This is a genomic window from Roseovarius gaetbuli, assembly GCF_900172365.1.
GTDB lineage: Bacteria > Pseudomonadota > Alphaproteobacteria > Rhodobacterales > Rhodobacteraceae > Roseovarius > Roseovarius gaetbuli.
The window spans coordinates 1-13,859 of sequence record NZ_FWFJ01000062.1 but is presented as its reverse complement, the minus strand read 5'-3'; the positions used below and the strand labels follow the sequence as shown (position 1 = coordinate 13,859).

Below are 13,859 nucleotides of genomic sequence, written 5' to 3'. Positions count from 1 at the left end.
GGGCTGCCGATTTTGGGGCCGAGGATACTTTTCAACCACCAACGGTGCCATTACGGAAGACATCGTACTTCAGTACCTGGAACAGCACATCGCTGATCCTACCGGCGCCAGCCGGTAGTGGTTCAGTTTCCAAACGCTGAGTTCAAGCCATCAAGAGCTGCCCAAGCGGGTTTGTGAGAGCGGGCCTTCAATTGGCGAGAATCACCACTTCAGGCCCGGTTTTGTGTCACTTTGCGGCCAGCGAGAACGGAAGATCCCGGGCGGCGTCCCGGTACCAGCGGATGATCGCCTTGCGCTCGTCCTCTTCGATGAAGGACACATTGGCCGGGGGCATGGCGACGGATACACCGGCCTGCAAATAGATCTGGCGTGCGGCGCGGGCGATGTCGTTGGGGGTTTCCAGCAGGATATTCTTGGGCGCGCGATGAATGCCGTCGTAAAACGGCTCGCGGGCGTGACACATCGCACAGCGGCCGGGGATGATGCTTGTGATCTCTTCAAACCCCTCGGCTGCGGCAAAGACCTGTTGCGTGGCGGTCAGCGGCCGCGCCTCTGATTCCTCATAGGTATCGTTGCGCAAAGGGGCCGTGCTGAGCCACATGATTGCGATGAACAGCAGGGCGGTCACGGCCCATGTCCAGGTCGGGTTGCCGGTACCGGCATGGCGCGTGTTGAAATAGTGCCGGATGCTTACCCCCATCAGGAACACCAAGGCGGCAATAAGCCAGTTATACTCGGACGCAAAGGCCAGCGGATAGTGATTGCTGAGCATCAGAAACACGACCGGCAAGGTGAGATAGTTGTTGTGGGTCGAGCGCAGTTTGGCGATTTTGCCATATTTAGGGTCTGGTGTGCGCCCCTCTTGCAGGTCTTTCACGACGATCCGCTGATTGGGCATGATGATGAAAAACACATTGGCCGTCATGATCGTGGCGGTGAAGGCGCCAAGATGCAAAAGCGAGGCGCGCCCGGTGAACACCTGATCATAGCCATAGGCCATGACCACCAGCAGGATGAACAAAAGAACCATCAGGAAGGTCGGCTTTTCGCCAAGCCCGGATTTGCACAAGAAATCGTAGACCAGCCAACCAACGGTCAGTGAGGCGGCGGAAATCAGGATACCCTGCCAGATCGCAAGATCGGCCTTGGCGGGGTTGATCATGTAAAGCTCTGCCCCGGCCCAATAGACGATCATCAAAAGCGCCGCGCCAGACAGCCAGGTGGTATAGCTTTCCCATTTGAACCAGATCAGATGCTCGGGCATGTTGTCGGGTGCGACAAGATATTTCTGAATGTGATAAAAGCCGCCGCCGTGGACCTGCCATTCCTCGCCGTGCGCGCCGGGCGGAAGATGCGGGGCCTTGCGCAAGCCAAGGTCAAGCGCCACGAAATAGAACGATGACCCGATCCAGGCCATCGCAGTGATGACATGAAGCCACCGCACGGCAAAGCCAAGCCAGTCCCAAATGATAGCGAAATCCTGCATTTTCTTCTCCTAAGATCACTTTGGGCGACCCTACTTCACCACGCCATTGCCCTGTAATGCAAAAAAAATCCTAGCAGCTTCAATAGAAAGCTAATAATCATTTTGCCATGTCTTACTTGAACAATATCCGGACGTTTGTCCGTGTTTACGAGCTTGGCAATATGTCGGCGGCGGCGCGGGATCAGAGGATTTCGGCGGCGGTTGCCTCGGCGCGGATTGCGCATCTCGAAGAGCATCTGAACATACGGCTGTTTCAACGCACCACCCGGACGCTTCACCCGACCGAGCAGGGGGTGCTGTTTTATAGCGGGGCCTGCAAGATCCTTGAAGCGGTGGAAGAAGCCGAGGCCGATATCACCGATGTTACAAGTTCGCCGCGAGGCACGCTTTATGTGGCGGCGCCGCTTGGCATGGGCAAGCGTCTGATCGCCCCCATGATTCCTCGGTTCAAAGAGGCCTATCCCTTGATCACCATCCGGCTGCGCCTGTCGGATCGAAAGCTTGATCTTGCGGGTGAGGGGCTTGATGCGGCGTTTTTTCTTGGCGTACCCGAGGATTCAACGCTGCGTATTCGCAAGATTGCGGATTGCCCGAGGGTGCTTTGTGCCGCCCCGGATTACATCGCGCGCAGGGGTCTGCCGAGCGATAGCGCAAGCCTCAGGGCGGATAAGCACGACTGCCTGAACCTGCGGTTCCCCGGCGCCCCGGAATTTCAATGGCCGCTGCAAACGCCCGAAGGCATCAAACGGTTCGCGGTGTCGGGCCCGTTTGAAACCGATGATGGCGATGTTCTGACCAACTGGGCGCTGGACGGGCACGGGATTATCCTCAAGCCGATGTTCGAAGTGGCCGACCACCTGCGCGAGGGTCGCCTTGTTCCGGTTCTTGAAAACGAGCCGCCGATTCCGATTCAGATGGCCTGTCTATACACCCATCGCCGCCGTCAGGACCCCAAGACGCGGCTATTCATAGATTTCATGGTCAATCACATTCAGGCGTCGCTTCCGCAAGATGCGTGACCTAGCTTCCGCGATAGGTTGAATACCCGAACGGCGAGATCAAAAGCGGCACATGATAGTGGCTGTGCTCTGACATGCCAAAGCGCAGCGGCACGATATCAAGAAAACGCGGCTCTTCGGGCGGGGTGCCGATCACGGTAAGATAGTCACCGGCGTGAAACACCAACTCATAGGTGCCGGTTTCAAAGCGTTCAGCAGGCAGGATTTGTCTGTCGGTGCGCCCGTCGTCATTGGTGACGAGGGTATCAAGCAATTCGCGACGCTCGTCAGTGATGCGGAAAAGTTCGATCTTGAGGCCCTGTGCCGGGCAACCGCGTGCAGTGTCCAGAACATGCGTTGTCAAATAACCAGTCATGATCGCTCCTTGGTCTTTGAAGGTGGCTTGCTTACTGGCGCTATTTAGAGGTTTTTGACAGATTAGTCTTGCAAACAACTCCTTCAAAAATTTCTAGAAGGTAATATGCATTCTTTCGTCTTAGAACATAATCGGAATTTGGAGACAACTTTTATGACACGTTACCCCCGTGATATGCGCGGTCATGGTGCGCAAGCGCCCGATCCGAAATGGCCGAATGGCGCGAAAATTGCCGTGCAATTCGTGGTCAATTACGAAGAAGGTGGCGAAAACAACATCTTGCACGGCGATGCCGCATCCGAGGCGTTCCTGTCAGAAATCGTCGGCGCCGCCGCCTGGCCGGGTCAGCGGCATTGGAACATGGAATCAATCTATGAATACGGTGCGCGCGCCGGGTTCTGGCGTTTGCATCGGTTGTTCACAGAGATGAATATCCCCGCGACGGTCTATGGCGTGGCGACGGCCCTTGCGCGCAACCCAGAACAGCTGCGCGCGATGCAGGACGCCGATTGGGAAATCGCCAGCCACGGTTTGAAATGGATCGAGTACAAGGATCATACGCCAGAGGCCGAAAAGGCCGATATGCTTGAGGCGATCCGCCTTCATACCGAGGTGACCGGCACGCGCCCGCGGGGCTGGTATACCGGGCGGTGTTCGGCCAATACCGTCGATCTTGTCGCCGAAGAGGGCGGGTTTGATTATGTGTCCGATGCCTATGCCGATGACTTGCCGTATTGGGTCAGGTCGGGCGGCAAGGATCAGCTGATCGTGCCCTATACCCTTGATTGCAACGACATGCGGTTTGCCACGCCGCAAGGCTTCAATTCGGGCGATCAGTTCTTTGCCTATCTCAAGGACAGCTTTGACGCGCTTTACGCCGAAGGTGAGGCGGGGCAGGCAAAGATGATGTCAATCGGCCTGCATTGTCGTCTTGTCGGACGGCCGGGGCGGGTCATGGCGCTGCGCCGTTTCATGGAATACGCCCAAGGGCATGCGGACGTCTGGTTTGCACGCCGCATCGAGATTGCCCGCCATTGGCATGATCACCACCCGAACGTCGCGTTTGAGCGCCCGTCAGAGATGACCAAAGAGGCGTTTGTCGCGGCCTTTGGCGGTGTGTTCGAGCATTCCGCCTGGATCGCCGAGCGCGCCTTTGACCTTGAGCTTGGCCCGGCCCATGATTGCGCCACGGGTTTGCATCATGCGCTTTGCCGGATGTTCCGTTCTGCATCGCATGCTGAGCGGCTTGGCGTCTTGACGGCGCACCCTGACCTCGCCGGCAAGCTGGCCGCAGCGGGGCAGTTGACGGCGGAAAGCACATCCGAACAGGCAGGCGCGGGGCTTGATATGCTCACCGATGCCGAGCGCGCGATGTTCCAGTCGCTGAACGCCGAATACGTCGCCAAGCACGGTTTTCCCTTCATTATCGCGGTGCGTGACAACACCAAGGCGTCAATCCAGCAGGCGTTTGAACGCCGGATCAACAACGATAGCGAGACCGAGTTTGCCGAGGCCTGCAAACAGGTCGAGCGGATCGGCGAATGGCGCCTGAAGGGCGTGTTGCCGCAATGACCCGCCCGCTGACCCTTACACCCCTGACGCCAGAGGCCTTTGCGCCCTACGGCGATATCATCGAGCCGCGCGATGTGCCGAGCAAGATGATCAATCAAGGCATGTGCGCCCGTCACACCGATCTGGCCGCGCTTGATTTCTCGGACGGGCGCGCCGGGATCAGCCTGTTTGACGCCGAGGCGCGCCACCTGCCGCATCTTGTGGATATGGTCGAGCGTCATCCCGACGGAAGCCAGGCTTTCGTGCCGCTGAACGGGGTGCCTTTCCTTTTGGTCGTTGCTGATGACGAGGGCGGCACGCCGGTGAACCTCAAGGCGTTCATCACCGAGCCGGGGCAGTCCATCAATCTGCATCGCGGTGTGTGGCACGGGGTTCTGGCCCCGATTGGGGCAGCGGGGCAATACATTGTGGTCGATCGCATCGGCGAGGGACCCAATCTTGAAGAACACTGGTTCGATGACCCGTTTGTCATCAAGTCCATTGACTAGGCACTCTGGCGAAAAGAACCAGAGGCATAACGCGGACAGCTACGACAGGAGGAATGATCATGGCTGATACTTCGATAGGGACGCCGGAACAGCTTCGCGATCCCAACTACTTCCCCGGCCTTGCACGTGGCATTCCCTTGGGAATTCAGCACGTTTTGGCCATGTTTGTGTCTAATGTGACACCGGCAATCATTGTTGCGGGGGCGGCCGGCTTTGGCTTTGGCTCCAACTCTCCGGATTTCCCGGAACTGCTTTATCTTATCCAGATGTCGATGCTGTTTGCGGGCGTTGCCACGCTTATGCAGACGCTCACCATCGGGCCGATTGGCGCGGCTCTGCCGATTGTACAGGGCACGTCGTTTGCGTTTTTGCCGATCATGATTCCGCTGGTGGCGGGCAAGGGCGTTGATGCGCTTGCAGCGCTTTTCACCGGCGTGATCCTTGGCGGGCTTTTCCATGCCCTTTTGGGGACGTTCATCGGGAAAATCCGCTTTGCCCTGCCGCCTCTGGTGACCGGTCTTGTGGTGACGATGATCGGTCTGGCGCTGGTCAAGGTCGGCATCCAGTATGCCGCCGGCGGTGTGCCTGCGAAAATGTCGGGCGCGGCGGAATACGGATCGCTTCTCAACTGGTCCGCGGCGCTTATCGTGATTGTCGTGACCCTCGGGCTCAAGTTCTTTGCCCGCGGCATGCTGGCGATTTCTGCGGTGCTTATCGGTCTGTTGGTCGGCTATGTCTATGCGATCATGATGGGCATGCTGAGCTTTGAGACGATCTCTGGTTCCTGGGCGCGCTCGGCGGCCTTTGCCCTGCCGCAACCCTTCAAATACGGGTTTGAATTCTCCGGCGCGGCGATCATCGGGTTTTGTCTGATGGCGTTCATCTCGGCGATTGAAACCGTTGGCGATGTCAGCGGGATCACCAAGGGTGGTGCCGGGCGCGAAGCGACGGACAAGGAAATTCAGGGTGCGACCTATGCCGATGGTCTGGGCACGGCGCTTGCCGGTTGCTTTGGCGCCTTTCCCAACACCTCGTTTAGCCAGAATGTCGGCCTGATCGCCATGACCGGCGTCATGAGCCGCCACGTGGTGACTTGTGGTGCGGTCTTCCTGATCATCTGTGGCCTTGTGCCCAAGGTGGGCGCGGTTATTCGCACTGTTCCGATCGAGGTTCTTGGCGGCGGTGTGATCGTGATGTTCGGCATGGTTGTCGCGGCGGGTATTTCGATGCTGTCCGATGTGGCATGGAACCGCCGCAACATGGTGATCTTCGCCATCGCGCTTAACCTTGTTCTGCCGGAAGACCTTGCCGATGAGGCAACCGAAGAGGTGTCTGGCGGCATGGCGGGTCATGGCAAAGGATCGCTGCCTGCAGACGATCACGCCTAAACCGTTGCCGGGGTCCTCATCACAGGGGCCCCGGCACACCGATAACGCCGGGTCTGGGCGTCTAAAAATACAGCAAACCGAGATAGCCTTTGCACATCGGCATAAGGTATCCCAAGATATACCGTAGAAAAGGCGCAGCGCAGTTGGCTGCCAGAAATTATCCCAAACCGCCTATCGTGGGTTGGACGCACGCTTGCGCACATATTATTCCACCAGGAGACACTCCATGACCGACATGCCCGATCTCGACCCAATTGAATCACAGGAGTGGCAAGAGGCCATCGCCGATGTCATAGAGCGGGATGGTGCAAACCGGGCGCATTATTTGTTGGACAAAGCGGTGCAACAGGCGCGTGCCGCTGGGGCGACCCTGCCGTTTTCGGCCACGACCCCCTATCAGAATTCAATTCCCGCCGATGACCAAATCCCGTTTCCCGGCGATCTTGAGATGGAATGGCGGATCAGAACCATCAACCGCTGGAATGCCATGGCCACGGTCGTGCGGCGCAACAAAGTGTCCAGCGAATACGGCGGCCATATCGCAAGCTTTGCCTCGTCGGCGGTGATGTATGACATCGGGCTTAACCATTTCTGGCGGAGCAAATCGGCGATCCACGGTGGTGATCTCGTGTTCTTTCAGGGTCACGTGATCCCCGGCATTTATGCCCGGTCTTTCATGGAGGGCCGGATCACCGAAGAGCAGCTTGAAAATTTCCGCTCCGAGGTCGATGGCAGCGGTCTTTCATCCTATCCGCATCCCTGGCTGATGCCCGACTACTGGCAGTTCCCGACCGTCAGCATGGGCCTTGGACCGCTGATGGCGATCTATCAGGCGCGGTTCATGAAATACATGCACAACCGGGGCCATATCGACATGGCCGACCGCAAGGTGTGGTGTTTCCTTGGCGACGGCGAAATGGACGAACCCGAAAGCCGTGGCGCGATTGATCTTGCCGCGCGCGAGGGGTTGGACAACCTTATTTTCGTGGTCAACTGTAACCTGCAACGCCTTGATGGCCCGGTGCGCGGCAATTCCAAGATCGTACAGGAACTTGAGGGTGATTTCCGCGGCGCCGGTTGGAATGTGATCAAGCTTTTGTGGGGCAAAGGTTGGGATGACCTGCTTGAGAATGACACCAGCGGGCGCCTTAAGCAGTTGATGGATGAAACCATCGACGGCGACTATCAAACCTTCAAGTCCAAGGACGGCGCCTATATTCGCGAGCACTTCTTTGGTAAATATCCCGAAACGGCGGCCCTGGTCGAGGATTGGACCGATGAGCAGATCTGGGCGCTGCGCCGGGGCGGGCATGATCCCGAAAAGGTCTATACCGCCTTCAAACATGCGGTTGATACCAAGGGCCAGCCCACCTGTCTTTTGATCAAGACGGTCAAGGGCTATGGCATGGGCACGAGCGGCGAAGGCCAGAATACCTCGCACCAGCAAAAGAAGCTTGCCGAGGATCAGCTGCGTGCCTTCCGTGACCGGTTCAAGATTCCGGTCAGCGATGAAGACTTGCCAAAGGCGCCTTTCGTCAAGCTCAACAACCTGCAAAGCGCCTATCTCGCGGATCAGCGCAAAAAGCTGGGCGGTGAATTTCCCAAGCGTGAATGGCGCGACACGCCAAACCTTGAAATCCCGCCGCTGTCGACATTCGAAGGTCAGCTCAAGGGCACGGGCGAGCGTGAGATCAGCACGACAATGGCGTTTGTGCGCATCCTGACCACGCTTTTGCGCGACAAGAAGATTGGCAAGCATGTGGTGCCGATCGTGCCGGATGAATCGCGCACCTTCGGGATGGAGGGGCTGTTTCGGTCGGTCGGCATTTATAACCCGATGGGCCAGAAGTACACGCCGCAAGACGCCGATCAGATGTCCTATTACAAGGAAAGCACCAATGGTCAGGTGCTTCAGGAAGGCATCAACGAGGCCGGCGCCATGGCTGACTGGATCGCGGCGGCGACCGCCTATTCCAACCACGGCGTGCCGATGATCCCGTTCTTTATCTACTATTCCATGTTCGGATTTCAGCGGATCGGCGATCTGGCCTGGGCGGCGGGCGATAGCCGTGCGCGGGGCTTCATGCTTGGCGGGACTGCCGGGCGCACCACCCTGAACGGCGAGGGCTTGCAGCACGAAGACGGCCACAGCCACATCCTTGCCAGCACGATCCCGAACTGTGTCACCTATGATCCGACCTTTAGCTATGAGGTGGCGGTTCTTGTGCATCACGGGATGCAGCGGATGTATGTCGATCAGGAAGACGTCTATTTCTATCTGACCCTGATGAACGAAAACTATAACCATCCCGACATGCCGATGGGCGCCGAAGAGGGCATTATCAAGGGCCTCTACCGGCTTCAGGAGGTCAAGAAACCCGGCAAGAAGCACGTTAACCTCTTGGGGTCCGGCACCATCCTTGTGCAGGCGATAAAAGCCGCCGAGATGCTCAAGGCGGATTTTGGCGTTACCTCTGATATCTGGTCTGCCACAAGCCTGAACGAGCTGGCGCGTGATGGGCAGGATGCCTTGCGCCACAATCGCCTTAACCCGCTCGCGCCAGAGGTGGTGCCCTATGTGACCCAGCAATTGTTGAAGGCCACCGGCCCGGTGATTGCGGCGACGGATTACATGAAGAACTATGCCGAACAGATCCGCGCCTTTGTGCCGGGCACGTTCACGGTGCTTGGCACCGATGGGTTTGGCCGGTCTGACAGCCGCGTCAACCTGCGCCGGTTCTTTGAGGTCGATGCCAACCACATCGCCGCCGCCGCCATGACCGACCTTTACAAGGCCGGTGCGGTGACCAAGGCGGATCTGCAAAAAGCGCTCAAGACATATGAAATTGACGGCAACAAGCCGAACCCGCGGTTGGTTTAAGCCCCAGGGAACGAGGAGATTAAAGACATGACTATCGAAGTGAAAGTTCCCGATATCGGTGATTTCAACGACGTGCCGGTGATCGGTATTCTGGTAAGCGTCGGTGATGTTGTCGCTGCCGAAGATGCGCTGATCGAGCTGGAAAGCGACAAGGCCACGATGGAGGTTCCATCCCCCGCAGCGGGCAAAGTGCTTGAGATAAGGGTGAGTGAGGGCGACCGGGTCTCGCAAGGGTCTCTGGTTATGGTTCTTGAAGGCGAAGGTGCCGCTGCTGCGCCTGCTCCTGCGTCCGCCCCCGCGCCCTCGGCCCCCGTTGCCGCGCCTGCGCCTGCCGCTGCGCCAGCGACCGTGACCGATGCCGGGTTCGGCAAGGCGCATGCAAGCCCGTCGATCCGGGCCTTTGCCCGCCAGTTGGGCGTTGACCTTAACAAGGTTAACGGCACCGGCCGCAAGGGCCGTATCCTGCGCGAAGATATCACTGCGACGTTCAAATCCACGGCCGCGCCTGTTGCTGCCGGTGGCGGCGCGCAGGGCGGCATGGGCATCCCGCCGATCCCGGCTGTGGATTTCTCGAAATTCGGCCCTGTCGAAAACATCGACATGCCCCGGATCAAAAAGCTGTCGGGTCCGGCGTTGCATCGCTCCTGGCTCAACATTCCGCATGTCACCCATAATGAAGAGGCCGACATCACCGACCTCGATAAGTATCGCAAAGAGCTTGATACGGCGGCCAAGGCCGAAGGCTATCGCGTGACGCTGCTTAGCTTTGTGATCAAGGCGAGCGTGTCGGCGCTCAAGACCCATTGGGAAGTGAATTCGTCGGTCCACCCCGATGGTGACAAGCTTATCAAGAAGGATTTTTACAACATCGGTTTTGCCGCCGACACGCCGAATGGCCTTATGGTGCCGGTGATCAAGGATGCGGATCGCAAAGGCCTTGTGCAGATCAGCAAGGAGTTGGGCGAGCTGAGTGCGCAGGCCCGCGAGGGCAAGCTCAAGGGGCCCGACATGACCGGTGCGACCTTTACGATTTCGTCGCTTGGCGGCATCGGGGGCACGTCCTTTACCCCCATCGTCAACGCGCCGGAGGTGGCGATTTTGGGTCTGACCCGCTCGAAAATGGCGCCGGTCTGGGATGGCGAACAATTCGTGCCGCGCAACATGCAGCCGATGTCGCTTAGCTATGATCATCGCGCCATCGACGGTGCATTGGCCGCGCGGTTCTGTGCCACGCTCAAACATCTGCTCGGCGATGTACGCCGGCTGATGCTGTAAGGGAGGGCACAGGATATGGAAGTCAAAGTTCCCGATATCGGTGATTTCAACGACGTGCCCGTGATCGGCATTCTGGTGGCCGTGGGTGACACGGTTGCAGCCGAAGACGCGCTTGTCGAGCTGGAATCCGACAAGGCCACGATGGAGGTTCCAAGCCCCGCCGCCGGCGTGGTGAAGGAGATCAGGGTCGCCGAGGGCGATCGCGTATCGCAAGGCTCGGTGATCATGGTGCTTGAAACCGCCGAGGCGGGCGAGGCCCCGGCGGCGGCCCCGGCGGCGGCACCAATGACCGCTGCGCCGACAAGTGTGGCGGCCACCGGCACGGCAAGCGGTGCGGGCGACATTCACGCCGAGGTGGTTGTGCTTGGCTCTGGTCCCGGCGGCTATACGGCGGCGTTTCGTGCCGCTGATCTTGGAAAGTCGGTTGTTCTGATCGAAAAGGACAGCAATCTTGGCGGTGTCTGCCTGAACGTGGGCTGTATCCCGTCAAAGGCGCTTTTGCATGCGGCCAAGGTTATCAGCGAGGCCGAGGAAATGGGCGCGCATGGCATCAGCTTTGCCAAACCCAAGATTGATATTGACGCACTGCGCGACTGGAAATCGAGTGTTGTCAACCAGTTGACTGGCGGCCTGTCTGGTCTTGCCAAGGGGCGCAAGGTGACTGTGGTCACCGGGTTTGGCACCTTCACCGGCCCCAACATGATCGAGGTTGACGGCGCCGAGGGCGAAAAGACCGTAAGCTTTGATCAGTGCATCATCGCCGCCGGGTCTGAACCCGTTACCCTGCCGTTCATCCCGCATGACGACCCAAGGGTGATGGATTCGACCGGCGCGCTTGAGCTGGCGGATGTTCCCAAGCGCCTTTTGATCCTTGGGGGCGGGATCATCGGCCTTGAAATGGCCTGTGTTTACGATGCACTCGGATCCAAAGTGACGGTGGTCGAATTCATGGATCAGCTGATGCCGGGGGCCGACAAGGATATCGTCAAGCCGCTGCACAAGCGGATCGAGGCACGGTACGAAAAGATCATGCTAAAAACCAAGGTCACCGCCATTGAGGCCCAGAAAAAGGGTCTTAAGGTCACGTTTGAAGACGACAAAGGCGAGACCACAAGTGACACCTTCGACCGTGTTCTTGTCTCGGTCGGCCGTCGCCCCAACGGCGCCAGGATCAATGCAGCGGCGGCGGGTGTCGCGGTGGACGAGCGCGGCTTTATCGCCGTGGACAGCCAGCAACGCACCGGCGTGAGCCATATCTTTGCGATTGGCGATGTGGTCGGCCAGCCGATGCTTGCGCATAAGGCGGTTCACGAAGGCAAGGTCGCGGCCGAGGTCTGTGCCGGTAACAACCGCCACTTTGATGCCCGCGTGATCCCTTCGGTCGCCTATACCGACCCCGAGGTGTCCTGGGTGGGGCTTACCGAAACCGAGGCCAAGGCCAAGGGCATCAAGTACGAAAAGGGCGTGTTTCCCTGGGCCGCGTCCGGGCGCAGCCTTTCGAACGGGCGCAGCGAAGGTATCACCAAGCTGTTGTTCGATCCCGAGGATGACCGCGTTATCGGCGCGTCGATTGTCGGCACCAATGCCGGCGATCTGATCGCCGAAGTCGCGCTTGCCATCGAAATGGGGGCAGATGCGGTTGACCTTGGCCACACCATCCACCCGCACCCGACATTGTCCGAAACAGTCAACTTCGCCGCCGAGATGTTCGAAGGAACAATCACAGACCTCATCCCGCCGAAAAAACGGAAATAGGCCGCCACGCCTTGGCATGAAAAAGGAGGACGTGGTGCCATGCCACGTCCCCCTCTGGTTTTCGGTGTCCCGGTCGGGTTAGCCCCGGCCAAGGCCCAAGGGCATATGCCGATTCACATCCTTGTAGAGCAGATAGCGAAACGGCCCCGGTCCACCCGCGTAACAGGCCTGCGGGCAAAAAGCGCGCAGCCACATGTAATCGCCGGCCTCGACCTCGACCCAATCCTGATTGAGGCGATAGACCGCCTTGCCCTCAAGCACATAAAGCCCGTGTTCCATCACGTGGGTTTCGGCGAAGGGGATGACGGCGCCGGGTTGGAAGGTGACAATCGTGACATGCATGTCATGGCGCAGATCGCTCGGGTCGACAAAGCGCGAGGTTGCCCATTTACCATCGGTGCCGGGCATCTCTGTTGGCGCGACCTCGGCCTCATTGGTGACAAAGGCTTCGGGCATATCAAGCCCCTCGACCGCCACATAGGCCTTGCGGATCCAGTGAAAGCGCACCGGCGTGCTGCTCTCGTTGCGCAGGCTCCACTTGGCGCGTGGCGGCAAAAAGGCATAACCGCCTTCGGCCATCGAATGGGGGGTGCCGTCAATCAAAAGGGTCATGCTGCCCTCGACGACGAAAAGCACGGCTTCAACCCCGGCCTCGGTTTCGGGCCGCTCGCTTCCGCCGCCGGGCTGAACCTCGGCGATATATTGCGAGAATGTCTCGGCAAAACCCGAAAGCGGGCGCGACAGAACCCAAAAGCGCGCACCCTCCCAGAAGGGTAAAAAGCTGGTGACGATATCACTCATCGTGCCTTTTGGAATGACGGCATAGGCCTCGGTGAACATTGCACGATCGGTTAAAAGTTGCGTTTGAGGCGGCAATCCGCCCGTCGGTGCATAATAAGTTCGCTTGGTCATTCTACCGCCTCTGAAAGAATATCTTCTATACTATCAAGTCGCGACTGACGGCTAAGACAAGGTGTTAAGCGGCCTGAAAGTTCTGAAGCTTTGTCTTGCGATAATTGAAAGTCGGGCTGAATACAATTTTTGACCACTTTAACTCGGCAACGGCAAGGCATTGTAAAGCACCCCAAACGCGCAAAATGCCCCTTACTCGATGAAACGATGCGCGCGCAACGCCGCCTAAGTCGGTTTTGAGCCCCTTTTGCCCGGCCTGAGTTCAATAGCAAAGCTCTGTTATGGTGAAGCTGAAGACATTCAGCAGCGCGGGTTTGCGGGGCACTCACGTCTTCAATCCGACGCCGACTGGCGACCACCGGATAATGTCGTGTTTCGTGCATTGGTGTTTCGCAAAGGCACGACGTCGTGGAATTTGCCGCTCGCGGTGAATTCGGGCAGTGCTCTGCTTTTTCGCACCGTGACATCCTCCAGTCCGTTATCGTGGAACACCTGTTGCACCGACTCGATGACCTCTTGAAAGACACGCCCTGCCGCCGCCTCATCTGCCAGCTTTAGTATCCACGCCGTGGAGCAAACCCTCCGACTTCCAGTCGGACCTGCTTCAGCGTGAAAGAATCGCTTTATGATCGTACCCTCAGAAAAATGAGCCGCAGCCGGGTCGGAGGCTCATTTTTCTGAGGGTACGATCATGCAATATGACACCGGCAAACACTGCGTTTTCTATC

General features: G+C 58.4%; 10 protein-coding genes and 1 pseudogene. 8 read left to right on the top strand and 3 right to left on the bottom strand.

Annotation, left to right across the window (positions count from 1 at the left end; genetic code table 11):
• Nucleotides 1-118, top strand: a pseudogene (locus tag ROG8370_RS21660) (IS200/IS605 family transposase); the annotation flags it as partial.
• A gap of 108 nt (nucleotides 119-226) precedes the next feature.
• Here ROG8370_RS21660 and ROG8370_RS18380 read toward each other — a convergent pair.
• Nucleotides 227-1,486 carry a urate hydroxylase PuuD gene (locus ROG8370_RS18380; RefSeq protein ID WP_085828600.1) on the bottom strand — a complete coding sequence of 420 codons (1,260 nt, stop codon included), beginning with the start codon at nucleotides 1,484-1,486 and terminating at the stop codon, nucleotides 227-229.
• 107 nt (nucleotides 1,487-1,593) lie between these two features.
• Here ROG8370_RS18380 and ROG8370_RS18375 point away from each other — a divergent pair, with 107 nt between their 5' ends.
• On the top strand, nucleotides 1,594-2,505 hold the full coding sequence (locus ROG8370_RS18375) for a LysR family transcriptional regulator (protein WP_085828599.1): 912 nt from the start codon (nucleotides 1,594-1,596) through the stop codon (nucleotides 2,503-2,505).
• 1 nt (nucleotide 2,506) lies between these two features.
• Here the strand turns inward: ROG8370_RS18375 and uraH are convergent, their stop codons facing one another.
• Entirely contained in the window at nucleotides 2,507-2,860 is a 354-nt protein-coding gene (gene uraH, locus ROG8370_RS18370; protein ID WP_085828598.1) for a hydroxyisourate hydrolase, read from the bottom strand.
• A gap of 153 nt (nucleotides 2,861-3,013) precedes the next feature.
• Here uraH and puuE point away from each other — a divergent pair, with 153 nt between their 5' ends.
• The 6 genes from puuE (at nucleotide 3,014) to lpdA (ending at nucleotide 12,219) form a co-directional block, all read left to right on the top strand.
• Nucleotides 3,014-4,432 (top strand): allantoinase PuuE, encoded by a 1,419-nt coding sequence (gene puuE, locus ROG8370_RS18365; protein WP_085828597.1) that lies wholly within the window; start codon nucleotides 3,014-3,016, stop codon nucleotides 4,430-4,432.
• Nucleotides 4,429-4,920, top strand: coding sequence for an ureidoglycolate lyase (locus ROG8370_RS18360; RefSeq protein ID WP_085828601.1), 492 nt, complete (start codon nucleotides 4,429-4,431; stop codon nucleotides 4,918-4,920). Before puuE ends, ROG8370_RS18360 begins: the two co-directional genes overlap by 4 nt.
• A gap of 59 nt (nucleotides 4,921-4,979) precedes the next feature.
• Nucleotides 4,980-6,308 (top strand): nucleobase:cation symporter-2 family protein, encoded by a 1,329-nt coding sequence (locus ROG8370_RS18355; protein WP_085828596.1) that lies wholly within the window; start codon nucleotides 4,980-4,982, stop codon nucleotides 6,306-6,308.
• A gap of 226 nt (nucleotides 6,309-6,534) precedes the next feature.
• On the top strand, nucleotides 6,535-9,189 hold the full coding sequence (aceE, locus tag ROG8370_RS18350) for a pyruvate dehydrogenase (acetyl-transferring), homodimeric type (RefSeq protein ID WP_085828595.1): 2,655 nt from the start codon (nucleotides 6,535-6,537) through the stop codon (nucleotides 9,187-9,189).
• Between the two features lie 27 nt (nucleotides 9,190-9,216).
• Nucleotides 9,217-10,464, top strand: a complete 1,248-nt coding sequence (locus tag ROG8370_RS18345) for a 2-oxo acid dehydrogenase subunit E2 (protein WP_085828594.1) — start codon at nucleotides 9,217-9,219, stop codon at nucleotides 10,462-10,464.
• A gap of 15 nt (nucleotides 10,465-10,479) precedes the next feature.
• Nucleotides 10,480-12,219: a dihydrolipoyl dehydrogenase gene (gene lpdA, locus ROG8370_RS18340; protein WP_085828593.1), complete on the top strand. Its 1,740-nt coding sequence runs from the start codon at nucleotides 10,480-10,482 to the stop codon at nucleotides 12,217-12,219.
• 78 nt (nucleotides 12,220-12,297) lie between these two features.
• On the opposite strand, the gene ROG8370_RS18335 is transcribed toward lpdA, so the two are convergent.
• Nucleotides 12,298-13,131, bottom strand: coding sequence for a bifunctional allantoicase/(S)-ureidoglycine aminohydrolase (locus ROG8370_RS18335; RefSeq protein WP_085828592.1), 834 nt, complete (start codon nucleotides 13,129-13,131; stop codon nucleotides 12,298-12,300).
• Nucleotides 13,132-13,859: the final 728 nt, after the last annotated feature.